Raw genomic sequence first — 25,177 nt, 5'->3', positions numbered from 1 at the left:
CATTATGAAAAGTGACTCTCATTTATTGATAAAACCCGCTAAGAACGGAACTATTTACCACAGAATAACGCCTGAATCTGCGCATTGGAATTATCTTTATTTTGAAGCCAGGAAAATGAAACTGGGCGACTTGTGGGAACACGATACCCAGGACAATGAAATGGCTATTGTTCTATTGAGTGGAAATTTTAAAGTAAAGAGTGATAAGGGACAATGGGAGACTGTGAATGGCAGAAAAGATGTCTTTAGCGGAGTAGCCCATACCTTATATCTGCCAAGAAATTCGAAATTTGTGTTGGAAGCCACAAGTGCCGAATTGGATATTGCCTATGGTTGGTGCCAGTCTGATGCCGATTTTCCTGCAAAATTTGTAAGACCTGAAGACACACCAACGGTCATTTTTGGAGGTGACAATGCCACACGTCAGTTCAACGATTTAATCCCTCCCGGATTCGGATGTCAAAGATTGGTGTCCAGAGAGGTCTATACCCCTTCTGGTAACTGGAGTTCGTATCCCGCGCACAAACACGATGAACGTATTTTGGACGCAGAGGGGAATGTTCTGGAACCCATCCAGGAAGAAACGTACTTTTATAAATTTGAAAAACCAGAAGCTTACGCCATACAGCAAGTTTATACTAAAGATAAGTCACTGGATGAAATTGTCAGGGCAAAACACGATCATGTTGTATTAATTCCAAAAGGATTTCATCCTGTCGTCGCTGCTCATGGCTTTCATTGTTATTACCTTAATTTTTTAGCTGGCACAGATCAGTGCTTAGCCAATACGACCGACCCTGATCATGAATGGATTTATAATTCCTGGAGCTCCCAGGATGAAAGGTTACCCCTTGTTACAGCCGAGATGAACAACGCTGAATAAACCTCAAGCATTAAAAAATGAAAACTGAAAAATTAGACATCATCACTTTTGGCAGATCCTCCATAGACCTGTATTCTCAGAATATAGGTGCTCCATTTAATGACATCAAGGGATTTGATGCCTTCGTGGGGGGATCCCCTTTGAATATTGCCGTGGCATGTGCGCGACTGGGTGTTAAAGCCAGTTTACTTACCGCGGTCGGTAATGATAAAGTAGGTGAGTTTATTTTAGATTTTTTAAACAAAGAAGGTGTTAACACGAGCTGTATAACGGTTAAGGAAAACGCAAGAAGCAGTGCGGTTGTTTTAGGGATTGAACCACCGGACAAATTCCCGTTGGTGTACTACCGGAACAATGCAGCCGACAGTCAGGTGACCATTGATGATGTTCTGAACGCCAACATTGAAAATCATAGAATACTGTTGATTAATGGCACCGCTTTGAATATCGAACCCAGTAGAAGTGCCACATTTTGTGCTGCAGAAATAGCCAATAAAAATAATGTGGATGTCGTATTGGACTTAGATTTCAGAGCAGACCAGTGGCATGATTACAGGGCATTCGGACTTATGGTACGTGCTATCCTTCCCAAAGTAAAGATTGCGATTGGTACCGAAGAGGAAATCTTAGCGGCCACGCTCAATGAAGCCTCCCAAGTTTCCATTAAAGACCAACAGATATCCGCTCCTGAAATAAAAGGTGACATAGACCAGTCCATAGCACAACTTCTTGAATTGGGAATCGAAATATTACTCGTAAAAAGAGGTGAAAATGGTGTGAGCATCTATAAAAATGACAATACAAGAGAAGATGTCCCTGGATTTCCTGTAGAGGTATTAAACGTTTTAGGGGCTGGTGATGCCTTTGCGGGAGGCTTTTTATATGGCATCCTTCAGGGTTGGAATCTTTACAAATCCTGTCGTATGGGAAATGCCAGCGGTGCACAGGTCGTTACCAAAAAAGGATGTGCCAATTTTATGCCCACATTAAATGAATCAATGCAGTTTATCAATGATAAAGGCGGATTTTAAAACACGTTGTAAATGAAAACAAAAAAACTAACCGTAGCCCAGGCCACCATTGAATATCTCAAAAATCAATACGTGGAGCGAGATGGTGAACAAACCCCCTTCTTTGCAGGTTGTATGGGTATTCTGGGACATGGAAATGTAGCCGGAATTGGGCAGGCCCTTCATCAAAATCCCCAATTTCCGTTTTACGTGGTAAGAAACGAGCAAGCCATGGTGCATACAGCCGCAGCTTATGCCAAGGTAAAAAATCGTATGCAGACCTTTGTTTGCACCACTTCCATTGGCCCAGGAGCAACAAATATGATTACGGCTGCAGCCGGAGCAACCATTAACAGAATACCTGTGCTATTACTTCCCGGTGATATCTTCGCCACAAGACAGGTAGCACCTGTGTTACAGCAATTGGAGTCTTCACAATCTCAGGATATATCGGTTAACGATTGCTTCAAACCTATTTCGAAATATTGGGATAGAATTAACCGTCCGGAGCAGCTCATCACCTCCTTACCTGAAGTTATGCGTGTGCTTACCTCACCGGCTGAAACCGGGACGGTTACATTAAGCATCCCTCAGGATGTTCAGACGGAGGCTTTCGACTTTCCGCTGCACATGTTTGAAAAACGCGTTTGGTTTATTGGCAGAACCATGCCCGACAAAACGCTATTGAATAAGGCCGTAGAAACCATACGAAACAGTAAACGGCCTTTGATAATTTCCGGCGGTGGTACTATATACAGTGGCGCGACATCGGTTTTAAAAACACTGGTCAACCGTACCGGAATACCGGTATCGGAAACCTATGCAGGTAAAGGTTCTTTGCATTACAACGAACCTCAAAATCTGGGCGCCATAGGCGTTACAGGAACACCAGGGGCTATTGAAGTAGCTCAGGATGCCGATGTAGTCATAGGTATTGGTACCCGATATAGTGACTTTACAACGATATCCAAATCGGCTTTCCAAAATCCTGATGTACAATTCATTAATATCAATGTCGCTGAGTTCGACGCCTTCAAGCATGGCGCTATCCCGCTGGTTGGTGATGCCAAGGTTATTTTAGAATATATGAATGAAGCACTTTCAGACTATCATGTGTCCTCCGTTTACCGGAATAAAACAGAAGCTTTAAACCAATCATGGGATGCTTTTGTTTCTGAGATCTATTCGGAAAAAAATGATACTCCTGCTTTCCAGGGCGAGGTTATTGGTGCTGTAAATACGTTCTCTGGTCCCGATGATATTGTACTCTGTGCGGCCGGAAGTCTTCCGGGCGACCTTCACAAGCTATGGAGAACCTCTAATCCAAAAGGATTTCATCTGGAATACGGATACTCCTGTATGGGCTATGAAATAGCCGGAGGTCTGGGCGCAAAAATGGCCAGACCCGAGAGTGAAGTTTATGTCATGGTTGGAGACGGCAGTTATCTCATGATGTCTCAGGAGATTGTAACCTCCATTCAGGAAAAACAAAAGATGACCATCATCTTATTCAACAACGACGGTTACTCGAGTATTGGTAGTTTATCCAATGCCGTTGGCAGTGAAGGCTTCGGTACGTATTATAGGTACAGAAATGAAGTTACACAACAACTGGATGGCGACCTGTTGCCTATAGATTATGCCGCTAACGCAGCCAGTATGGGTGCCTATGTCATAAAGACATCCAATGTTGAAGAATTAAAGGAAGCCCTTAAAAAAGCAAAAACCATAGATAGAACGACTTTAATTTACATTGATGTTGACAGAAAAAAAGCAGTTCCCGGCTTTGCCTGGTGGGATGTTGCCATTGCCGAAGTCTCTGAAAAAGAACCTGTTAAAGCAGCATTAAAAACCTATCACCAGAATAAACAGAATCAGAAATATTACCTGTAAATTTTAACTAACCAAACATAATTTATGACAATTGATTTATCCATTACACTCGCATCGTTTATCCTGTTTACCGGGGGGGTGGCCTTTTTCACCTGGTATTATCTTCGCAAAACGAATTTAACATCATCTACTGGATATTTTCTCGGTGGTCGGAGTTTATCGGGTATTGTTATCGCCGGTTCCATGTTGCTAACGAATATTTCGACTGAACATCTTATTGGCATGAATGGCAATTCTTATGTAAATGGTTTTATTATCATCGCATGGGAAGTCACCTCGGCCATAGCTCTGGTTATCGCTGCCATTTACTTTATTCCGAAATATTTAAAAATGGGCCTCACCACCATTCCGCAGTTTTTGGAAAATCGCTTTGACGGGATGACAAGAACCCTTGTTGCAGGATTTTTAATTGTTTCCTTTGTGGTAACCCTGTTACCTATTGTACTCTATACCGGAGCCATTAGTTTAGAAAGTTTGTTTGGAATATCAGAGCTCTTTCATGTCTCAAAATCGGAAGGCCTTTGGATGACGGTTGTTATCATTGGCGTTATTGGTTCCATTTATGCCATATTCGGAGGATTAAAGGCCGTTGCCTTGTCCGATACTATCAATGGATTTGGGTTACTTCTTGGAGGGCTTCTGATCCCGACCTTGGCGCTATACGAAATAGGTAATGACAATGTGTGGAACGGCCTGGTGAAGGTCTACGAGTTTGCGCCAGAAAAGTTTAATGTTATTGGGGCTAAAGATTCAGTGATGCCCTTCGAAGTCTTGTTTACAGGGCTAATTATTAATCAGTTGTATTTCTGGGGAATGAACCAGACCATCATACAGCGTGCCCTGGGAGCCAAAAATTTAAAAGAGGCACAAAAAGGACTGTTAATTACCGGAGTGTTTAAAATCTTAATTCCTTTGGTAATTATTCTTCCGGGCGTGATCTGCTATTATTATTTTCAGGACACCTTTTTTAACCAACAGGATATGGTCTACCCGGAACTGGTTAAAAAAGTCTTGCCCGTGTGGCTTATAGGTTTCTTTGCCGCCGTTATCATGGGTGCCGTGTTAAGTACCTTCAATTCGGTACTGAATTCTGCCGCCACTTTATTTAGTGTCGGGATTTACAAAAGACATATCGATAAAAATATAACGGATCGAAAATTGGTGGTTATTGGAAAATCCACCTCAACCATATTGGCCATTGCTGCCATTTTTGCTGCCCCAATGGTAGCCAATGCCTCTGATGGATTGTATCAGCTCTTACAACAGCTTAACGGTATCTTTTTTATTCCAATTGCCTCTATTCTCTTAGCTGGATTTTTCATGAAAAAAGTATCGGAAACGGGTGCAAAAACAGCACTGTTGTTCGGGCTTTCTTTTTATGTAATCATGTCATTTATCTATACCGATCACAATATCCATTTTGTTCACCTTTGGGGCATAGAGTTTGTTTTGAACGTGATTATAATGTACGTGGTATCCTATTATTTCCCGAGAAAGAACCTCTATGAAATAACGGATGTTAAAGCAGTTGATTTAACCCAGTGGAAATTTACCAAACCACTTTCTATTGCACTATGCACGATAACAGTCCTCATATATGTCATGCTAGGACATAATAGTTAAAAAGAATCTTAATTAAAATATATAGACAAAATGAATATTTTAAAAAATTATATAAACGGTGTCTGGACAGAAAGCAATTCCAAAGAAACGCTGAATGTACTGAATCCTGCCTCGCAGGACGTATTGGCCACGGTGCCCTATGGTGCCGATACGGCTAAAGATGTTATGGCGGCTACAGTGGCTGCCTCGAAGGCCTACAACGAATGGCGCCATGTGCCGGTCATAAAACGCGTACAGGTCCTGTATCAATTAAAATCTTTGATTGAAAACCAAATAGAACCCTTAGCTGAAATTATTACCAACGAATCCGGTAAAACCTATGCCGAATCCAAAGGTGAAATACAAAGGGCTATTGAAAATATTGAGGTTGCCTGTGGCACACCGATGTTAATGGCCGGAGATTTTATTGAGGATATCGCTTCAGGAATTGATGAAATGATGATACGGCAACCTGTAGGTGTTTGTGCCTGTATAACCCCATTTAATTTCCCGAGTATGATTGTCTTCTGGTTCTTGCCTTATGCTATTGCCACCGGGAATAGCTTTATCGTAAAACCATCGGAAAAGGTCCCCTTGACCATGATGAAGATCTTCGAATTTATCGATCAGTTAGATATCCCGAAAGGTCTGATAAATCTGGTACACGGAGGAAAAGAATCGGTAGATGCCATTTTGGAACACCCCGAAATAAAAGCCATTAGTTTTGTTGGCAGTACACCTGTTGCCCGATACATCTATTCCAAAGGAACCGCCCATGGTAAAAGGGTACAAGCTCAAGGTGGTGCTAAGAACCCGGTGGTTGTCTTACCGGATGCAGATATTGAAATGTCCACAAAAATTATTGCAGATTCCGTTTACGGATGTGCAGGGCAGCGTTGTTTGGCTGCCTCCACTATTATTACCGTAGACGACCATAACAGAACTGTAAAGGAGGCTCTTTATGAAACCGTAAAAGGACGCACCACGGGTTATGGATTAGATCAGGGGGTCGATATGGGACCGGTGATAACAGCAGAGAGCAAGACCAGAATCGAGGGCCTGATACAAAAGGGAATCGATGAAGGTGCAAATGTGCTTTTAGACGGCAGAGAAACGTCCATTTCGGGTTATGAAAAAGGCAATTTCCTGGCACCAACCATTCTTGAAAATGTGGCACTTGACAAAGAGTTGATCAAAACCGAAATATTTGGCCCTGTCATGAGCTTGATTTCAATGAATACAGTTGAAGAGGCCTTGAATTTTGTGAATAGCGGGAATTATGGAAATATGGCTTGCTTATTCACAGGAAGTGGTGCCAGTGCCAGAAAATTCAGAAATGAAGCCAATGCCGGAAATATTGGGATTAACATTGGTGTTGCGGCACCTATGGCACAGTTTCCATTCAGCGGTTGGAAGGACAGTTTCTTTGGTGATTTACATGGCCAGGGTAAACATGCCATTGAATTTTTCACACAAACGAAAGTGGTTATAGAACGCTGGCCAAAAAAATGGTCGCGAAAATTTTAATTAAGGGTTATGATTAAGATAGCAAATGCACCTTGCTCGTGGGGCGCTCTGGAGTTTGACCTTGAAGAAAAATCAGAAGAGATTGGTTTCGAGCAGGTGTTAGATGAAATCAAGGAAACGGGCTATGTGGGTACCGAACTTGGCGATTGGGGGTTCATGCCTACCGCTCCGGAATTGTTAAAATCCGAGATTGAAAAAAGGAACCTTGATTTACTGGGTGCGTTTGTTCCAGTTGGTCTGGCCGATGAGTCCAACCACAAATCCGGTATTACAGCTGCCCTGAAAGTGGCCGAATTAATGTATAAGGCAGGTTTTAAAAAGGCCTTTATTGTCCTTGCCGATGACAATGCCGCTGTACCGCATCGGACAAAAAATGCCGGCAGAATTCAGCCCAGCATGGGACTCTCAAAAAAACAGTGGGAGACTTTTGCCAAAGGTGCCGAAAACATTGCAAAAGTTGTTAAAGAAACATTTGGTATGCGAACCGTTTTCCATCACCATTGTGCTGGCTATGTTGAAACCCCTAAAGAGGTAAAAAAACTTTTAAAATTAACAGACCCGAAGCTCTTGGGATTGTGCCTTGATATGGGACATTATGCTTTTGGTGGAGGCGATCCTGTTGAAGCTCTGAAATTGTATGAAGACCGCATTTGGCACATTCATTTTAAAGACTTTGATCCTAATGCGGCGGCATTATCGAAGAAAAGTAACGGAGATTACTTTGATGCCATAAAAAGAGGGGTATTCTGTGAATTGGGCAAAGGTGTTGTTAACTTTAAAGTCATTGTTGATTTGCTCAATAAACAGAACTATGATGGTTGGATTGTGGTCGAACAGGATATTTTACCGGGGATGGGAAATCCGAAAGGATGTGCACAGGCCAACCGGGATTACATAAAAACATTAGGATTATAAACACTTTCAGATGAAAAAATTACGATTTGCCATTGCCGGATTAGGACGTATTGGAAAGATCCATTTGGACAATTTACTAAAAGTAAATAATGTGGAGGTTGTTGCCGTTATGGATCCCTTGGAAGCATCGCAACAATACGCACGAAAACGAGGTATTGCTTTTGTGGTAGACACTTATGAGGAACTGCTTAAAGTGACCCCATTTGATTCGGTTGTTATTTGTTCTCCAACGGATACCCATGCCGACTACGTGGAATTGGCTGCTAAAGAAGGTATCAATATTTTCTGTGAAAAACCCTTGGATCTTTCACTTAGCAGAGTAAATCAGGTTATAAAGACCATTAATGAGACCAATGTTAAGCTTATGCTCGGGTTTAACAGACGCTTTGACAAAGAATTTAAGAAAGTACAGCAGCTTGTAAAGAATGGCGCTATCGGACAACCTCACATCGTGAAAATAACCAGTAGAGATCCCGGCGCTCCACCAATAAGTTACATAGAAAAATCTGGAGGCCTATTTTTAGATATGACCATTCACGACTTCGACATGTCCCGGTTTATTGTGGAGAAAGAAGTTGAAGAAGTTTATGCAAAGGGCGCTGTGCTCGTGGATCCTGAAATAGGAGCTGCCGGCGACATTGATACCGCTGTAATCACTTTAACGTATACAGACGGTACAATGGCCATAATCGATAATAGCAGGGAAGCCGCTTATGGTTATGACCAAAGGATAGAGGTCTTCGGATCGAAGGGAATGGTTCAGGCCAATAATAATTTTCATGATTCACATCGATTATACAACAGTAAGGGTATGCAGGCAGCCCTGCCTTTAAACTTTTTTCTCGAGAGATACGAAGCAGCCTACAGAACGGAAATGTCTGAATATATAAATAGTTTGGAAAATAACACCCCTATCCCAGTTGATGGCAATGACGGTTTACAATCGTTAAAAATTGGACTTGCGGCAATTAAATCATTAAAAGAAAAAAGACCGGTCAAGGTAAATGAAATCATTTGATGTCACTGTGTAAGCATTAGGTTGCATCTGATTGCTTCAATTAGTTCATATCAGCCTTAATTTGTATTAATCGGACCCATAACAATGGAGATAAAACAACGTTTATTGTCGCTTGATGCGTTTAGGGGTTTAACCATGTTTTTATTAACTGCAGAAGCTGCCCGTTTGTACAGCGCTTTCGGCAATTTCAATCCTGACGGTTTCTTAGAGCTGCTACTGGGTCAATTCCATCATCATCCCTGGCATGGATTGCGATTCTGGGATTTAATTCAGCCCTTCTTTATGTTTATTGTGGGTGTTGCCATGCCGTTCTCCTATTTAAGTAGACTTAAAAAAGGCCAGACCCAGAATCAAATACTTAAACACATCGTAAAACGGTGTATAATCCTTTTATTTCTGGGTGTTTTACTGCATTGCATTCATAGTAAGGCGGTGGTTTGGGAACTGTGGAATGTCCTGAGTCAATTGTCGGTTACCATACTCATTGCATTTTTTTTAATGCGCTTTAGTTTAACAAAACAGCTTATAGCTTCCTTGTCCCTTGTATTAATAACGGATCTCTTGTACCGCTTCTTTCCTCTCGAGGGTTTTAATAATCCCTGGGTCATGGGTCAAAATTTCGGGTCTTGGATGGATATGGTTTTAATGGGAAAGATAAATTCGGATGGCTGGGTGGCCATTAATGCAATCCCATCAGCAGCACATACGATTTGGGGCGTTATGGCCGGACAAATTTTGCTGAATTCCTGGGAAAATAAAAAGAAACTGAATTATTTAATAACAGCAGGCATTATTTTTCTAATGTTGGGTTATGCTTTAGATTTTACGGGTATATCCTTAATCATAAAAAGAATCTGTTCAATGGCCTTCATTTTTGCTTCCGGAGGTTGGGCATTATTGGTTTTAAGCTTGTTTTTCTGGTTGGTGGACATAAAAAATATTAAAAACTGGACTGTCTATTTCGTACTCTTTGGAACCAATCCCATATTCATATATTATTTCAGTCTTACCATCGGAGAACAGTGGTTCAACGAAGTTATTTACATTTTTACAAGTGCTTCCCTTGGAAACATTTTAAGTGAGCACTGGGTTTTGCTATGTAATGCTTTAGCAGTATTGGGCCTTGAATCCCTTTTGCTGCTCTGGATGTACCGCAATAAGATTCTCATCAAAATTTAAGACATTCTAATCACCTGAATACTAAAAAAAGGACTTATGAAAAAACAACTGCTAACTTTAATACTCGCTTTATTTCTTTCTTCACCCTTATTATTCGCGCAGACGACCAGCGATTTAAGAATCATGTCATTCAATATACGATATGACAATCCTGAAGATGGCAAGCAAAATTGGAATTACAGAAAAGAAAATATCATACGTATGTTCCACTTTTACGATCTGGATATTATTGGTATGCAGGAGGTCCTGGTAAACCAACTTAATTATTTAAAAACCAATTTAAAAGACTACGATTTTGTCGGTGTTGGAAGGGAAGACGGAAAGGAAAAAGGCGAATATGCTCCAATATTTTATCGCAAAGATAGATTCAAAGCTTTGAAAAGTAACACGTTTTGGCTCAGTCAAACCCCTAAAAAAGTGAGTAAAGGTTGGGATGCCGATCTGGAAAGAATTGCTACCTGGGTGCTTCTTAAAGACAAAATAACCGGTAAAAAATTTGTTGTGATTAATACCCATTTTGATCATATTGGCAAGCAGGCACGAATTGAAAGTGCTAAATTAATTAAACAAAAATCCATTTCCATAGCCCGTGATATGCCGGTTATACTGACTGGCGATTTTAATCTCACACCGGAATCGGAAGGTATTCAATCCCTAATAGATCCAAAGGAAAAAGGGGCTTTCGTCGATTCAAAAAAGGCAGCAGTCTTTACCTACGGACCCGACTGGTCGACCTGTGGTTTTGATCACCGACCGTTTGAAAAGCGCAAACTTATTGACTATATTTTTATCAGAAATGTTGATAGTGTAAAAAGATATGCGGTACTTGCCGAAACGCTTAATGAATTATTTTTATCGGATCATTGCCCCATATATGCACAAATTTCCTTGTAAAATCTTTTAAAACAGCACTGAATGCGGAAACCAGAGCAAATCCTATAAACAATTTGTAGCACCCATTTCGAAGATCAATTATCCAATTGAAACTCAGGTAAACTCAATGAGTCATTAGTCAGTGTTCATTTAACATGTCCAACAGCTTTTCCATTTCAAAGAATATTTGTGCTCCCAGACGTTCAAGTTCAGAATGATTATTCCCTTTGGCAAAGCCAAAAACATCAAATCCACCTGTTCTCGCCGCTTTAATTCCAGCCACGCTATCCTCAATAACAACACACTCGCTTGGCTTAAACCCCATGGTCCTGGCTGCATGCTTAAAAATTCCAGGGTCAGGTTTCCAACTTCCGATTTCATAACTACTGAATATCCTGTTCTCAAACTTTTCAATGAGTCCGGTCGTTGTCAAATTTAACCTTATTTTTTCCGGTGGTCCACTTGAAGCCACGCAATAAGGAACAGTAATGTTGTTCAAAACATTAACGATTCCTTTGATTGGCCTTAACTCTGTCTTGAAGGCCCTAAAACTTTGTTTTCTGAATTCTTGCTCAAAATGACCAGGAAGTTTTTTATTGATCCTGCCTTCAATGAATTCCAATATACTATGCAGTGATTTTCCCGAGAAATAGTCTAGAGCAAAATTCATTTCAATTTCCGCTCCTAATACTCTGGACATTTCCACGAGTATCCTGGTTGAAATGCCTTCACTGTCAACAAGAACGCCATCACAATCAAAGATGATACACTTATATTTCATTCATTCAAGGGGTGATTTCTTTTTAATTTACCCCTGCTAATATAAGTGTTTTATCGCGTTTAACTGAACTTTCTTATACTTATGGTACCGCTCTTCAAAACACTGACCAAATTCAAAAAAACCTTTGGAAGAACCAGTGTTTATCAGGCCTGGGAAACATGCTTAGGAAAATAAATTTTCTACCTATGTTTTTCCCATTTCATGCCGATAGAATTCCTTTTCTCTAGGCATGAAATTTTTATTTTATCTGCAGGCATTTTTAAAGCCAGTTTACCCCTAAAAAAGTTGCTTTCTATTTTTTATTTTCTCTTTAATCTGGAAGCACGCTTCGATTGCACTCAAACAAAAAAAGCCGAACACTAGGTTCGGCTTTTATGGTCGGGGTGGCAGGATTACCTGCCGTGATCCTGAAATTGTGGGTGTTGCTCATAAAAGCCGAAAAGCGATGCTTTTCAATCTTTCTTGTTTTCGCTTCAATCTGGAAGCACGCTTCGATTGCGCTCAAACAAAAAAAGCCGAACACTAGGTTCGGCTTTTATGGTCGGGGTGGCAGGATTCGAACCTGCGACCTCCTGCTCCCAAAGCAGGCGCGATGACCGGGCTACGCTACACCCCGGACTGAGTGTCCAAAAAAGGTCTGGTAGACCTTTTTTAACGAAGGGCCAGATGGTGTGCCGGCCTTTATTAACTCAATCAATATCTTCATCCCATTCTTTTAGCAGGTGAGAAGAACCTGCGACCCTGCCCGCGGTAGGCAGGCTTCACGCCCGCGGCGTGACGCGATGACCAGGCGGAGCCTGTGCCGAGTTTATCGAGGTGCTACACCCCGGACTGAGTGTCCAAAAAAGGTCTGGCAGACCTTTTTTAACGAAGGGCCAGATGGTGTGCCGGCCTTTATTAACTCAATCAATATCTTCATCCCATTCTTTTAGCAGGTGAGAAGAACCTGCGACATTCACGCCCGCGGAGTGACGCGATGACCAGGCGGAGCCTGTGCCGAGTTTATCGCGGTGCTACACCCCGGACTGAGTGTCCAAAAAAGGTCTTGTAGACCTTTTTTAACAAAGGGCCAGACGGTGTGCCGGCCTTTATTAACTCAATCAATATCTTTTCCTCATTCTTTTAGCAGGTGAGAAGAACCTGCGACCCTGCCTGCGGCAGGCAGGCTTCACGCCCGCGGAGTGACGCGATGACCAGGCGGAGCCTGTGCCCTCTGTATCACCTTATGCCCTCATTAACCCATTATCTCAGTCAGGGACCATAAGGACAACACTTTTCGGCATGCAAATATAGATGAAATATTAATTTTAAAAACGCATTTGCTGAAAATATTTAAGAATTAAAACTTTATATTTAACTGGTAAATCTTTAACGAAAGTTTGTGTCGAAAAAAATATTCTCCTTGCTGTTTATTCTTTTTATTATGCTTCGAATAGATGGTCAGACTGTAGGGGGAAAAATAATTGATGCGTTTAGCAACCATAGTTTGGATAGTGTTAAAATACAGCAGTTAAACAGCAAAACAATAAGGTATTCCAATTCTGATGGTTCTTTTAAATTAGATGCACCGGGGATGTATGTGTTTAACAAAGAGGGCTATATTCAAAAAACAATGCATCTCACTGCGGATACATATTATACCCTGCGCTTATCTATTAATCCCCAGGAGTTAAGTGAGGTTATTGTGAATGTTGACCAGTATCCTAAATCGCTTAAGGATGTTTCAGCGTCGGTGGGGTTAATTACATTGAAGGACATAAAGCGTTCAAATCATACAGATTATGCCCCTGTTTTAAATAGAACTCCAGGTATTTTCATGCAAAATGCGACCCTTAACACCAACCGCATAACAATTCGTGGGATAGGTTCCAGAAATTTATTTGGGACATCGAAAATCAGAGCCTATTTTAAAGATATACCCTTAACAAATGGCAGCGGTGAAACCACAATTGAAGATTTTGAACTTTCTTCCTTATCCAGAATTGAGATCATCAAGGGCAATGGGTCCAGTATTTACGGTGCAGGTTTAGGAGGCGTCATTAAGTTAAACCCCAAACAGGCCGCTCTAAACCAGTCCGCTTTGAATTCGGAATATGTAATTGGGTCGTTCGGCCTGTCTAAAACGATTGTCGATATGAACTTAGGGTTTAAGTCCAATAGTTTTAATGCCATTTACAGTAATACACTGAGTGACGGATATCGAGAAAATAACGCATACAGCCGGTCCACTTTTACTGCGAATACCGCGCATTATATCAACGAAAGAAATGAATTATCCGTCCTGGCGAGTTTTGTCAACTTAAAAGCGTATATCCCAAGTTCCTTGAATGAAGAAACCTATCGCAATAACCCAAAATCCGCTGCATTCACCTGGAAACAGGCCAAGGGCTTTGAAGATTCCAATAGAGGGATTCTAGGATTATCATGGGAACATAGATGGAATGCAAAAACAAAACTTTACACAAGTCTCTTTACGTCGTTTAGAGATGCCTACGAACCCAGACCATTTAATATCCTTCGAGAAAACACAACGGCATTTGGCATAAGATCGCGTCTCGTAGGCGAATCGGCGCTTTTTAAGAAACGGGTGCATTGGACCTTCGGAGGTGAAGTTTTCAATGACCGGTATAAGTACAGTACTTTCGAAAATTTGTACCAGGATGATGCAGCAAATGGGGCAAGTCTGGAAGGCGCCATTCTGTCGAACTTCATAGAAAACAGAAACTATTACAATCTATTTGCTGAGCTCAATTTAGCTCTGCTTAAAAATACAACCCTATCATTTGGGGCAAACCTTAATAAAACCTATTACAAATTAACCGATAACTTTCCTGTTTCCGAACAAAACCCTGATCAATCAGGAACCTATCGTTATAAGAACATTTTCTCACCTAAAATTGCAGCGACCTATGTAATTTCAGAAAACATGAGTTTGTTTTCAAATGCCTCTCATGGCTTTTCACCACTTTCTGCAAATGAAACCTTATTACCGAATGGTCAAATAAACAATGACTTAAAACCCGAAACCGGTTGGAATTTTGAAATTGGAACAAGGGGAACCACCCTCAATAAATCCCTTTGGTTTCAATTGTCCTTGTATCGCCTTGCCATTAAGAACCTGTTGGTATCGCGTAGAACGGGTGAGGATGAATTCATTGGTGTCAATGCGGGAAAAACAAGACATGACGGCCTGGAATTGGAGTTGAATTACAAGGTATTCAAAAAAGAAAGATCCGATTTGAATGTCTTTTTAAGCCATAGCTTAAACCACTTTAAATTTCAACAGTTTGTCGATGAGACTAACGATTACTCCGGAAATGACTTAACCGGAGTTCCTTCGCACATTTTTAATGCGGGTATCGATTTTAGTCATTTCGGCTTTTACGGCACCATCAATTATTCTGCAGTCGGGCGAATGCCAATGAACGATAGCAACAGCCTGTATTCAGACAGTTACAGTTTGACCAACCTAAAAATGGGTTTCATGTCAAATCTTAAGAAAACCTTAAAACTTAATATTTATTTGGGTTTAAATAATATATTAGATGAGCATTACGCTTCTCAAATTTTAATCAATGCCACGAGTTTTAATGGTAGCCCACCACGATATTACTATCCTGGGAATCCATTTAACTATTTTGCTGGTTGTGATTTAAATTATGTATTTTAAACAAGAAACATTAACCTTATGAAAACGTATATTATCTTATTAAGCGCAACCCTACTAACCATTTTTGCCTGTGCGCAGCAATTGGAATCTGAGGTTAAGGCCGAAGATCCTGTAAACCTGACATACTCTACAGAACTCGTCGTACCCGATTTAAATATTCCATGGGGTATGGCCTTTTTACCTGATAACAGCATTCTGATTACAGAAAAATCGGGAGAACTCATTCACTTTAAGGATGGTGTCAAATCGAATGTGAATGGCGTGCCCGATATCTATGTTCGCGGTCAGGGCGGATTTTTAGACCTAAAACTGCATCCCGATTATGAAACCAATGGTTGGATTTATATGTCTTTCGGATCTTCAAGCGGTGAGGGTGATGGGGGAAACACCACTGTAATGAGAGCCAAGCTTGTTGATAATACTCTGGTGGAAAAAGAGATACTTTACAAGGCAGAACCGAATTCAAAAAAGGGGCAACATTGGGGTTCCAGAATAGAATTTGACGATGAGGGCTACTTATATTTTTCTGTTGGTGATCGCGGAAATAGGGATGTCAACCCTCAAGACATCACAAGAGACTGCGGTAAAATTTACCGCCTGCATGATGACGGACGCATTCCGGAAGACAATCCCTTTGTTAATTCAGACAATGCAAAAGCAGCTATTTTTAGTTATGGTCATCGCAATCCTCAGGGTATGGTGAAGAATCCATTCACCGGTGCCATCTGGGTCAATGAACATGGTCCGCGAGGTGGAGACGAAATTAATGTTGTTGAGAAAGGTAAAAACTATGGGTGGCCTGTGATTTCCTATGGCATTAATTATAACGGTACTACATTTACCGATATCACCGAAAAGGAAGGTATGGAACAGCCCCTTTTCTATTGGGTGCCTTCGATCGCACCAAGTGGTATGGCCATAGTATCATCTGAAGCGTACCCGGACTGGAAAGCCAATGTTCTCGTGGGATCGCTGAAATTTCAGTACCTGGAACGTTTGATCCTTGAAAACAATGTGGTTGTAAAACGTGAAAAGTTGTTTGAAGGCATTGGCAGGTTGAGAGATGTGATTCAAGCTCCGGATGGCTTTATTTATATGGCTGTGGAGGGGAAAGGCATCTATAGAATAGTAAATTAATCGAAGTCAATTTGAAAGCTTAAAATAATCGCTATGAAATTAACCACAATAAGCTTCATAGTATGCTTATTCCTGTACTGGTCCAACCACAATTTTTATGATGTCTATTCACAGCAGGACGAATTAAAAGAAAGTATCAAACGGGGCATTGAGATCTATAATGATTTTTGTGTCACATGTCATTCACCGGACGGTAAAGGTGTTGAAAATCTCTATCCTCCTCTGGCAAATTCAGATTACCTCTTAAATAATCGTAAAGAAAGTATCAGGGGTATTAAATTTGGTCAGGAAGGTAAAATTACGGTTAATGGTAAAGTCTATGATAGTAAAATGGATCCACCCGGTTTGGCCGATGATGAGATTGCCGATGTCATGAATTACATAACTAATAGTTGGGGCAATAAAAATGACCAGATAGTAACCGTGGAAGAAGTTTCTGAAATTAAAAAATAAGTTTCGACATTTAACTAACTTTGTAAAGCAATCTTAACGACCAATTATGTTAATTATAGGAATTGCTGGAGGTACTGGCTGCGGAAAAACTACAGTTGTAAATCAAATACTAAATGAACTTCCTGAAGGGGAAGTAGGTGTAATTTCTCAAGATTCTTATTACAAAGACACCTCTCATTTGTCCTACGAGGAGCGTGAAAAAATCAATTTTGACCATCCAAGGTCCATCGATTTTGATCTATTGGCCGGGCACTTGAAAGAACTTAAAAGCAATGCCCCCATACACCAACCTGTATATTCCTTCGTTAAACATAATAGAACAGGCGACACCATACTAACACATCCCAGAAAAGTTATGATTGTGGAAGGGATATTGATTTTAACGAATCCGGACTTACGCGAGATGTTCGACATAAAAATATTTGTTCACGCCGATACAGATGAACGCCTTATTCGACGCTTAAAACGTGATATTTCGGAACGCGGAAGAGATATAGATGAAGTGCTGACACGTTATCAAACCACCCTAAAACCAATGCATGACCAATTTATTGAACCTATGAAAGAATATGCCGATATCATCATACCAAACAACAAGTACAATACCGTGGCCATTGATATTGTGAGAACCATTATTAATAACACATTATAAATGGCTGTCCTGAAGAAAAAATATTTAAAGCCATTTAAAAACTGGTTTGTAATTATACTGGTGGGTTTTGCTATTTGGATGGTATTCTTCGATGCTAACTCCTGGTTTATCCATAACGAACTCAACAATGATATTGAGGCTTTGGAGGCTGAAAAAGACTATTACGAGAGGGAAATTAAAAAAGACAAGGAAGCTATTAATAATTTACAGACGGAAGAAGGCCTAGAAAAATTTGCACGTGAGGAATACTATATGAAACGTGAAAATGAGGAAATTTATATCATAGAATACGAAGACAGTTTAAAGGTCAAAGAGGATGAGTAAAACATTATTTGATGATTTTCATGAGGTTTCGGCCAAAGAGTGGAAACAAAAAATTCAATATGACCTCAAAGGAGCAGATTATAACAAAACCCTTATTTGGAATTCCAATGAAGATATTGCCGTTAAACCCTTCTATCATGCTGATGATTTCAATGAGCTTCCGCTGGCTTCGGGTACGCGAGCCAGTCAGTGGGACATCTGCGAACCACTGTTCGTTCAACATGCTGAAAAGGCAAATCTGAAGGCTCAAAATGCACTAAAACGCGGAGCCGAGAGTGTCAAGTTCGTTATTCCGTCTGATGCCATTTCCGTTGACGCGCTCTTAAGAAATGTGAGTTTAGAAGACATCAACCTCCATTTTGAACTGCAATTTCTGTCTCCGGATTTTATAAAACGCCTTCTGGAAGCACGAAAACGTTCAACAGGCAGCATGGCATTAATACCAGGGTTTTATTTTGATACCGATATTATTGGTCATCTGGCAAGCTCGGGTAACTGGTACACGAATATCCATGAGGACTTTGAACAGTTCTCAGAAATTTTCAAGAGTATCCATTCTATAACTGTTAATGCATCAGTATACCAAAATGCAGGGGCCACAATGGTTCAGCAACTGGCCTATTGTCTGGCCCATGCCAATGAATACCTTAATTTCATAGATTCTGAACATGATTTTTCCAAGATAACAGCATCGAAGCAACCCGTAAATATGATGTTCAAGGTGGCTGTGGGATCCAATTATTTCTTTGAAATAGCAAAGCTCAGAGCACTGAAAATGCTATGGAGAACTTTGGCTAAGGCCTACAACATAACGCCAGATTGCCATATCTTTGTTACCCCGACGAAACGAAATAAGACGCTTTATGACTACAATAGCAATATGTTGCGTACCACGACAGAATGTATGAGCGCCATATTGGGAGGAGCGAATACCATTTGCAACATGCCCTACGATGCCATTTTCCATAGATCGAATGATTTTGGGGAGCGTATTGCCAGAAATCAGTTATTAATTCTAAAGCATGAGAGTTTTTTCAAGATGGTTAATAATCCATGCGACGGGGCCTATTATATCGAGTCCCTGACGCAGCAACTGGCTACGAAAGCACTGGAGCTCTTCAAGGACATCGAGTTACATGGTGGTTTTTTAAAGCAACTTAAGGAGGGGACCATTCAGCGTAAAATAAAAGAAAGTGCAAAAAAAGAGCAGCAGAACTTTAACGACGGTGAAGACCTGCTTATTGGCTCGAATGCCTATCCGAATTCAAATGATAAAATGAAACACGAATTGGAAATTTATCCTTTTGTAAAAGTGAAACCCAGAAAAACACTTATTGAACCGATTATAGAACATCGCCTATCAGAGAAATTGGAACAGGAACGTTTAAAAAAGGAATCCTAACCTATGGGAAAATTTTTTAACCTCCTCCTATAAGTAACAGTTAAAGATGGTTTTTTAATGTGTTAAAAATTAAGAGTGAATTTAAATACTGACATATGAATGCTAAACTTAAATTAATCGTTTTTACAGCATGTTTAGGTCTTGCAAGTTGTAAAAATAATGAACAACCTTTCAATGATTACAAGTTTTCAGAAAAAGGCATCGTTTTAAATTGTGATAATTTGGACACCAAACTTTATAATGAAGCCTTATTTGCTTTCGAAAATGATGTGATGACATTCTACGGTAAAGATAATCCCAATCAGGTCAGGGCCTATTCCCAGTTCGTGAGATCGGCTGTGAACAATCGCGTGAAATACACTGATATGTTGTCACCCCATACAGTAAAAGTTTTCGAGGCCTTAAAAAAGGACAACAGTTTGTGGGATGCCAATAATCCGAATAGCCATTTAAACTACAATAGCCCCTTTTTCAAATGCATTGGTGATCATATTCAAAACAAGGATCTCAAAACAACCCTCAATGCATTGGTATCCACCAATAGCATGAGCCCCAAACTTTTTGGAACCCCATTAATGTCGATGTACAGCCTGGCCATAAGAGATAAATATTTAGCAGCTTACGTGGCTTTTGATCTATTTTATGCCAAGTTGTTCGATGTTGACTTAACACAGGTCAACATGGAGAAACCTGCTGCGGCTGTAGATTTCAATAAAATTCCAAACTAATTTTAATAAATGATTCTGCCTCTAAGGCCCTGTATATAGAAATGCGAAAAAATCTTCAACATATAGAATTACAGACCAAAGACCCTGTGCAGGTCCATAAGGAACCTAATTTTAATACGGCCGAAGACATCAGCATTTCATCTACCTACACTAAAGAAGATTTAAACCCTTTGGAACACCTCAACTTTGCAGCTGGAATACCGCCTTATTTACGCGGACCTTACAGCACCATGTATGTAAGAAGGCCCTGGACCATAAGGCAATATGCGGGATTTTCGACGGCCGAAGAAAGCAATGCCTTTTACCGTAGAAATCTGGCCGCCGGACAAAAAGGGCTTTCCGTAGCATTTGATTTAGCTACGCATAGAGGATACGACAGTGACCATGAGCGTGTACTGGGCGATGTTGGAAAAGCCGGCGTGGCTATTGATTCGGTTGAAGATATGAAAATTCTGTTCGACCAGATCCCATTAGATAAAATGTCTGTTTCTATGACAATGAATGGTGCTGTGCTACCCATAATGGCTTTCTATATAGTGGCTGCACAAGAACAAGGGGTGGCATTGGAACACTTATCCGGAACCATTCAAAATGATATACTCAAGGAGTTCATGGTTCGCAATACCTACATCTACCCTCCTCAGGCCTCAATGAAAATTATTTCTGATATATTCGAATTTACCAGCAAAGCCATGCCTAAATTTAACAGTATCAGTATTTCCGGTTACCATATGCAGGAAGCCGGTGCAAGTTGTGATATCGAATTGGCCTATACGCTGGCCGATGGTCTTGAGTATCTTAGGACAGGAATCAAGGCCGGAATGGATATCGATGCCTTTGCACCCCGACTTTCCTTCTTCTGGGGCATCGGTATGAATCATTTCATGGAAATAGCCAAAATGAGAGCAGCTCGAATGCTTTGGGCCAAATTGGTAAAACAGTTTCATCCCAAAAATGATAAATCCCTCGCCTTGCGCACGCATTGCCAAACCTCGGGATGGAGCCTAACCGAACAGGATCCGTTCAATAATGTGGCGAGAACGACCATCGAAGCAGCGGCGGCCGTATTTGGAGGAACTCAGAGTTTACATACCAATGCCCTGGATGAGGCTATTGCTTTGCCAACGGATTTTTCAGCACGTATAGCTCGAAATACGCAATTGTTTTTACAACAAGAAACAAAAATCACAAAAACAGTTGATCCCTGGGCTGGTAGCTTTTATCTGGAATCATTAACTCATGAAATCGCACACAAGGCCTGGGAGCATATTGAAGAGATCGAGGCATTGGGAGGTATGACAAAGGCCATTGAGGCCGGTATTCCGAAATTGCGAATTGAAGAGGCGGCTGCCAAAAAACAGGCACGAATAGATTCGGGACAAGATATTATCGTGGGTGTAAATCGATACCAATTGGAAAAAGAAGATCCTATTGCAACGCTGGAGGTAGATAACCAAACGGTGAGAAGGCAGCAGATAGAACGATTAAACACCCTAAAGGCTAAACGAAACAAGGCTAAAGTAGACGCTGCCCTTCAGCGATTATCCGAAGCAGCGAAAAAATCCTTAAATTCGAACCGTAGCGATACCAATTTGTTGGCTCTGGCCATCGAGGCTGCCCGTGAACGTGCTACTCTTGGTGAAATTAGCATGGCGCTGGAGGCCGCCTATGGTCGTTATAAATCTGAAATAAAATCGATTTCCGGAGTGTATAGTAAAGCAATTAAAGAAGACGCATCGTTTAAAAAGGCCCGGCAGCTAGCCGATGTTTTTGCCGAACAAGACGGCCGTAGACCTCGAATAATGATTGCAAAAATGGGACAAGATGGTCATGATCGTGGAGCCAAAGTTGTTGCCACGGGTTATGCCGATATCGGGTTTGATGTAGATATTGGCCCGTTGTTCCAGACACCTGAGGAAGTGGCAAAACAAGCCGTTGAGAACGATGTTCATGTATTGGGGGTGTCCTCATTGGCAGCAGGACACAAAACCCTGGTCCCTGCAGTTATTAAGGAGTTAAAAAAATACGGTCGCGATGATATTATGGTCATCGTCGGAGGTGTCATACCCAAGCAGGATTATAAGTACTTATTTGATGCCGGGGTCATAGCTGTTTTCGGGCCTGGCACTAAAATAAGTGATACTGCCATTACAATTTTAGAGATTTTGATTGATTAATCTTCTCACCAGCACATTTAAATCCTAAAGTTAAACTGGCGTTAAATAGTCCGTTTTGATTGCGCCTTATTCCAATATTTTAATATTTTCAGTGCGCCTTATTCGAATCATTTAAAAAAAATCAATTGCGATATGAAAAAAACAGGCCTATTCTCTCTGTTTCTTTTGTTTATTATTTCAAACAGCCTTTTATCTCAGGAGGGAACTATTGTAACCCAGGAAATTCCTATTTCTGAAGATGTAAAAATTGGAACCCTTAGTAATGGCCTGACCTATTACGTTCGTAACAATGCTAAACCTGAAGATAAACTTGAACTAAGGCTTGTGATAAAGGCGGGTTCCATTCTTGAGGACGAAGACCAGTTAGGATTGGCACATTTCATGGAACACATGAATTTTAACGGCACAAAGCGCTTTAAAAGAAACGATCTGGTTGATTATCTGCAAAGCATCGGTGTTTCATTCGGTGCAGATTTAAATGCCTATACGAGTTTTGATGAAACCGTATATATGCTGCCGATTCCAATTGATGACGATGATAAGCTTGACAAAGGGTTTCAAATTCTTGAAGATTGGGCCCATAATGCTACCCTGGATGCTGAAGAAATCGATAAAGAACGCGGTGTGGTCTTAGAAGAATATAGACTCGGCAGAGGAGCCGATGAACGTATGCTCCAGAACTACCTTCCCAAAGTTTTATATGGCTCAAAATACGCTTCCAGGTTACCTATTGGCAAAAAAGACATTCTTGAAAATTTTGATTACGATGCCATTAGGAGATTCCACAGTGATTGGTACAGACCTGATTTGATGGCTGTTATTGCTGTTGGCGATGTAGACACTGAAACCCTGGAGGCCAAGATCAAAAGCCACTTCGGTACTATTCCTGCAGTAAAAAATCCAAGAGAAAGAGAAACCTTTTACGTGCCCAATCATAAAGAAACCTTTATCGCTATTGAGTCCGATAGGGAAGCCTCGTTTTCAAGAGTTCAGGTCTTGTTTAAAGACAGCGCCAATGTAAAACCAGTGAAAACGCTTGAACAATACAGAGAAACTATTGTGAAATCCTTGTTTACACAGATGATAAATAATCGTTTAAATGAGTTAAGGAATAGCGAAAATCCCCCTTTTGTTTATGGGATCTCATATTACGGCAACACATGGGCAAAAACAAAAGCTGCTTACCAATCCGTTGCCATTTCAAGTGAAACGGGACAATTAGAGGCTTTAAAGACCTTACTTATTGAAAACGAACGAGTGAGACGTTATGGATTTTTTGAAGGGGAATTCAATCGTGCCAAACAAAATATCCTAGCCAGACTAGAAAAGGCCTATAAAGACAAAGACAAAACCCTATCTCAAAATATTGTTGGCGAATATATCAGACATTTCTTATCGAGCGAACCCATTCCCGGAATAGCCTGGGAATATAATTTCTATAAACAAGAACTGCCACATATTGCATTGGAGGAAGTCAATAATCTTATAAACAGCTATTTGAAAGACAGCAACAGGGTCATCGTAATTACAGGCCCTGAAAAGGAAGGCATTACCAAGGTCACAGAACAAGAAGTTAACTCTCTTTTGAATATGCTGAGTTCCATGAAAATTGAACCCTATAAGGACGAAGAAGTGGCACAGGCCCTCATGGATGCCGCTCCAGAAAAAGGTGCCGTACTTAATGAAGTAAAAGATACCATTCTTGATGTCACAACACTTACTTTAAGCAATGGGATGAAGGTGAGGTATAAGATTACCGATTTTAAAAATGATGAAATCCTTTTTGATTCCTTCAGTTACGGCGGTACTTCCTTATACGCCTTAGAAGATTATCGTGCAAGTGCCTTCGCAAACGGCGCCTTAAGTCAGGCCGGAGTGAACAACTTTGACTACATAGAATTAGGCAAAATGCTTTCTGGAAAAATCGTTTCGGTCAGGCCTAGCATAGGTACATACAGTGAATCTATATCTGGTTCGGCCTCACCAAAATACATGGAAGAGATGTTCCAATTGATACATCTTTATTTTACTGCATTAAACAAAGATGATAAGGCTTTTGCTTCTTTTATCAATAAGCAAAAAGCACTCTATGGTAATTTACTTGCCAATCCGCAATTTTATTTTCAAAACGAATTCAGTAAGTTCTTAAATGAAGGTAATCCACGCTATTTGGGGTTTCCTTCCGAAGACGATTTAAATAATGCCGATTATGATTTAGCATATAAATTATACAAAGAGCGCTTTAAAAATGCCGGAGATTTCAACTTCTATTTTGTTGGAAACATCGAAGAAGAACGGTTCAAAGAATTTTGTGAAACTTATTTGGCCAGCTTGCCATCAGATGGAACAAAAGAAAACTATATCGTCCCTGAATATCGACCCTTATCAGGACGTCACACGAAGATCATTGAAAAAGGAGAAGACCCTAAAAGCAGTGTGCGCATGATATACCAGGGAGCGACGGCATATGATGCAGATGAGGTCCTTGCCATGAAAAGTTTAGGGGAAATAGTGACGATTAAATTATTGGAAGAACTAAGGGAAGCTGAAAGTGGTGTTTACGGCGTTGGCGCAAGTGGCCGTATTTCTAAAATTCCTTATGGGTGGTATACCTTTAGAATAAGTTTCCCCTGTGGTCCGGAAAATGTGGATAAATTGGTTGAAGCTTCACTTAAGGAGGTTGAAAAAATTATAGCACATGGTCCAACGGAAAAAGATTTAGCCAAAGTAAAGGAAAATCAGATTCTGAAAACGAAACAGAATCTCGAACAAAACAACTATTGGTTGAGTAGATTAAAGAATTCTGATTACAGTGACATGGATCTTTCAGAACTATTTGAGTACGAGGAAAAAATCAATGGATTGACGGTAGAAAGGGTACAGGAAGTAGCTAAAAAATATTTGACCAAAGGCTATATTTTAGGGGTTCATAATCCTCTGATAGAGGAATAGT

General features: G+C 40.6%; 19 protein-coding genes and 1 tRNA gene. 18 read left to right on the top strand and 2 right to left on the bottom strand.

The features are described from left to right. The first annotated feature begins 4 nt into the window (after positions 1 to 4). The 9 genes from iolB to MR041_RS08090 all read left to right on the top strand — a co-directional run bounded on the left by iolB (position 5) and on the right by MR041_RS08090 (position 10,921). A complete protein-coding gene (gene iolB / locus MR041_RS08130) occupies positions 5 to 883 on the top strand; it encodes a 5-deoxy-glucuronate isomerase (protein WP_242093119.1) in 879 nt (292 codons plus the stop codon). A gap of 17 nt (positions 884 to 900) precedes the next feature. Then, complete coding sequence (iolC, locus tag MR041_RS08125; protein WP_242093118.1) at positions 901 to 1,914, top strand: 5-dehydro-2-deoxygluconokinase; 1,014 nt, start codon at positions 901 to 903, stop codon at positions 1,912 to 1,914. A gap of 12 nt (positions 1,915 to 1,926) precedes the next feature. Beyond that, positions 1,927 to 3,786, top strand: coding sequence for a 3D-(3,5/4)-trihydroxycyclohexane-1,2-dione acylhydrolase (decyclizing) (iolD, locus tag MR041_RS08120; protein WP_242093117.1), 1,860 nt, complete (start codon positions 1,927 to 1,929; stop codon positions 3,784 to 3,786). Positions 3,787 to 3,810: 24 nt separating this feature from the next. Continuing rightward, positions 3,811 to 5,409 (top strand): solute:sodium symporter family transporter, encoded by a 1,599-nt coding sequence (locus MR041_RS08115; RefSeq protein WP_242093116.1) that lies wholly within the window; start codon positions 3,811 to 3,813, stop codon positions 5,407 to 5,409. A 30-nt stretch (positions 5,410 to 5,439) separates the two neighbouring features. Next, the gene (locus MR041_RS08110; protein WP_242093115.1) at positions 5,440 to 6,915 is read left to right on the top strand and encodes a CoA-acylating methylmalonate-semialdehyde dehydrogenase; all 1,476 of its coding nucleotides are present in this window, start codon (positions 5,440 to 5,442) and stop codon (positions 6,913 to 6,915) included. A 9-nt stretch (positions 6,916 to 6,924) separates the two neighbouring features. Next, positions 6,925 to 7,830 (top strand): sugar phosphate isomerase/epimerase family protein, encoded by a 906-nt coding sequence (locus tag MR041_RS08105; protein WP_242093114.1) that lies wholly within the window; start codon positions 6,925 to 6,927, stop codon positions 7,828 to 7,830. A 10-nt stretch (positions 7,831 to 7,840) separates the two neighbouring features. After that, entirely contained in the window at positions 7,841 to 8,848 is a 1,008-nt protein-coding gene (iolG, locus tag MR041_RS08100; protein ID WP_242093113.1) for an inositol 2-dehydrogenase, read from the top strand. Positions 8,849 to 8,932: 84 nt separating this feature from the next. Then, positions 8,933 to 10,027, top strand: a complete 1,095-nt coding sequence (locus MR041_RS08095; protein WP_242093112.1) for an acyltransferase family protein — start codon at positions 8,933 to 8,935, stop codon at positions 10,025 to 10,027. 36 nt (positions 10,028 to 10,063) lie between these two features. Beyond that, positions 10,064 to 10,921, top strand: coding sequence for an endonuclease/exonuclease/phosphatase family protein (locus MR041_RS08090; RefSeq protein ID WP_242093111.1), 858 nt, complete (start codon positions 10,064 to 10,066; stop codon positions 10,919 to 10,921). A 118-nt stretch (positions 10,922 to 11,039) separates the two neighbouring features. On the opposite strand, the gene MR041_RS08085 is transcribed toward MR041_RS08090, so the two are convergent. Both MR041_RS08085 and MR041_RS08080 read right to left on the bottom strand, forming a co-directional pair. Then, positions 11,040 to 11,681 (bottom strand): HAD family hydrolase, encoded by a 642-nt coding sequence (locus tag MR041_RS08085; protein WP_242093110.1) that lies wholly within the window; start codon positions 11,679 to 11,681, stop codon positions 11,040 to 11,042. A gap of 538 nt (positions 11,682 to 12,219) precedes the next feature. Beyond that, a tRNA-Pro gene (locus MR041_RS08080) sits at positions 12,220 to 12,297 on the bottom strand. An 807-nt stretch (positions 12,298 to 13,104) separates the two neighbouring features. Here MR041_RS08080 and MR041_RS08075 point away from each other — a divergent pair. The 9 genes from MR041_RS08075 (at position 13,105) to MR041_RS08035 (ending at position 25,176) form a co-directional block, all read left to right on the top strand. Beyond that, entirely contained in the window at positions 13,105 to 15,351 is a 2,247-nt protein-coding gene (locus MR041_RS08075) for a TonB-dependent receptor family protein (RefSeq protein ID WP_242093109.1), read from the top strand. 18 nt (positions 15,352 to 15,369) lie between these two features. Beyond that, entirely contained in the window at positions 15,370 to 16,488 is a 1,119-nt protein-coding gene (locus MR041_RS08070) for a PQQ-dependent sugar dehydrogenase (protein WP_242093108.1), read from the top strand. Between the two features lie 33 nt (positions 16,489 to 16,521). Continuing rightward, on the top strand, positions 16,522 to 16,941 hold the full coding sequence (locus tag MR041_RS08065; RefSeq protein WP_242093107.1) for a c-type cytochrome: 420 nt from the start codon (positions 16,522 to 16,524) through the stop codon (positions 16,939 to 16,941). Between the two features lie 46 nt (positions 16,942 to 16,987). Next, positions 16,988 to 17,593, top strand: a complete 606-nt coding sequence (gene udk, locus MR041_RS08060) for a uridine kinase (RefSeq protein ID WP_242093106.1) — start codon at positions 16,988 to 16,990, stop codon at positions 17,591 to 17,593. After that, on the top strand, positions 17,594 to 17,917 hold the full coding sequence (locus tag MR041_RS08055; protein WP_242093105.1) for an FtsB family cell division protein: 324 nt from the start codon (positions 17,594 to 17,596) through the stop codon (positions 17,915 to 17,917). It abuts the gene before it with no gap. Continuing rightward, positions 17,910 to 19,319 carry a methylmalonyl-CoA mutase subunit beta gene (locus tag MR041_RS08050; protein WP_242093104.1) on the top strand — a complete coding sequence of 470 codons (1,410 nt, stop codon included), beginning with the start codon at positions 17,910 to 17,912 and terminating at the stop codon, positions 19,317 to 19,319. The genes MR041_RS08055 and MR041_RS08050 overlap by 8 nt, the downstream gene beginning before the upstream one ends. Positions 19,320 to 19,414: 95 nt before the next feature. Beyond that, entirely contained in the window at positions 19,415 to 20,047 is a 633-nt protein-coding gene (locus MR041_RS08045; RefSeq protein ID WP_242093103.1) for a hypothetical protein, read from the top strand. Positions 20,048 to 20,088: 41 nt separating this feature from the next. Next, a complete protein-coding gene (scpA, locus tag MR041_RS08040; RefSeq protein WP_242093102.1) occupies positions 20,089 to 22,224 on the top strand; it encodes a methylmalonyl-CoA mutase in 2,136 nt (711 codons plus the stop codon). A gap of 132 nt (positions 22,225 to 22,356) precedes the next feature. Beyond that, the gene (locus MR041_RS08035; RefSeq protein ID WP_242093101.1) at positions 22,357 to 25,176 is read left to right on the top strand and encodes a M16 family metallopeptidase; all 2,820 of its coding nucleotides are present in this window, start codon (positions 22,357 to 22,359) and stop codon (positions 25,174 to 25,176) included. The last annotated feature ends 1 nt before the right edge of the window (position 25,177 follow it).

Source organism: Aestuariivivens sediminicola (assembly GCF_022662015.1).
GTDB classification, from domain to species: Bacteria; Bacteroidota; Bacteroidia; order Flavobacteriales; family Flavobacteriaceae; genus Aestuariivivens; species Aestuariivivens sediminicola.
The sequence above is the reverse complement of the archived record's forward strand: the minus strand, read 5'-3'. Positions and strand labels throughout refer to the sequence as shown.

What these genes read in the sequence shown, in the direction of transcription:
- iolB (WP_242093119.1), top strand. Translation starts at nt 5, where the DNA reads ATGAAAAGTGACTCTCATTTATTGATAAAACCCGCTAAGAACGGAACT.
- iolC (WP_242093118.1), top strand. Translation starts at nt 901, where the DNA reads ATGAAAACTGAAAAATTAGACATCATCACTTTTGGCAGATCCTCCATA.
- iolD (WP_242093117.1), top strand. Translation starts at nt 1,927, where the DNA reads ATGAAAACAAAAAAACTAACCGTAGCCCAGGCCACCATTGAATATCTC.
- MR041_RS08115 (WP_242093116.1), top strand. Translation starts at nt 3,811, where the DNA reads ATGACAATTGATTTATCCATTACACTCGCATCGTTTATCCTGTTTACC.
- MR041_RS08110 (WP_242093115.1), top strand. Translation starts at nt 5,440, where the DNA reads ATGAATATTTTAAAAAATTATATAAACGGTGTCTGGACAGAAAGCAAT.
- MR041_RS08105 (WP_242093114.1), top strand. Translation starts at nt 6,925, where the DNA reads ATGATTAAGATAGCAAATGCACCTTGCTCGTGGGGCGCTCTGGAGTTT.
- iolG (WP_242093113.1), top strand. Translation starts at nt 7,841, where the DNA reads ATGAAAAAATTACGATTTGCCATTGCCGGATTAGGACGTATTGGAAAG.
- MR041_RS08095 (WP_242093112.1), top strand. Translation starts at nt 8,933, where the DNA reads ATGGAGATAAAACAACGTTTATTGTCGCTTGATGCGTTTAGGGGTTTA.
- MR041_RS08090 (WP_242093111.1), top strand. Translation starts at nt 10,064, where the DNA reads ATGAAAAAACAACTGCTAACTTTAATACTCGCTTTATTTCTTTCTTCA.
- MR041_RS08085 (WP_242093110.1), bottom strand. Translation starts at nt 11,681, where the DNA reads ATGAAATATAAGTGTATCATCTTTGATTGTGATGGCGTTCTTGTTGAC.
- MR041_RS08075 (WP_242093109.1), top strand. Translation starts at nt 13,105, where the DNA reads ATGCTTCGAATAGATGGTCAGACTGTAGGGGGAAAAATAATTGATGCG.
- MR041_RS08070 (WP_242093108.1), top strand. Translation starts at nt 15,370, where the DNA reads ATGAAAACGTATATTATCTTATTAAGCGCAACCCTACTAACCATTTTT.
- MR041_RS08065 (WP_242093107.1), top strand. Translation starts at nt 16,522, where the DNA reads ATGAAATTAACCACAATAAGCTTCATAGTATGCTTATTCCTGTACTGG.
- udk (WP_242093106.1), top strand. Translation starts at nt 16,988, where the DNA reads ATGTTAATTATAGGAATTGCTGGAGGTACTGGCTGCGGAAAAACTACA.
- MR041_RS08055 (WP_242093105.1), top strand. Translation starts at nt 17,594, where the DNA reads ATGGCTGTCCTGAAGAAAAAATATTTAAAGCCATTTAAAAACTGGTTT.
- MR041_RS08050 (WP_242093104.1), top strand. Translation starts at nt 17,910, where the DNA reads ATGAGTAAAACATTATTTGATGATTTTCATGAGGTTTCGGCCAAAGAG.
- MR041_RS08045 (WP_242093103.1), top strand. Translation starts at nt 19,415, where the DNA reads ATGAATGCTAAACTTAAATTAATCGTTTTTACAGCATGTTTAGGTCTT.
- scpA (WP_242093102.1), top strand. Translation starts at nt 20,089, where the DNA reads ATGCGAAAAAATCTTCAACATATAGAATTACAGACCAAAGACCCTGTG.
- MR041_RS08035 (WP_242093101.1), top strand. Translation starts at nt 22,357, where the DNA reads ATGAAAAAAACAGGCCTATTCTCTCTGTTTCTTTTGTTTATTATTTCA.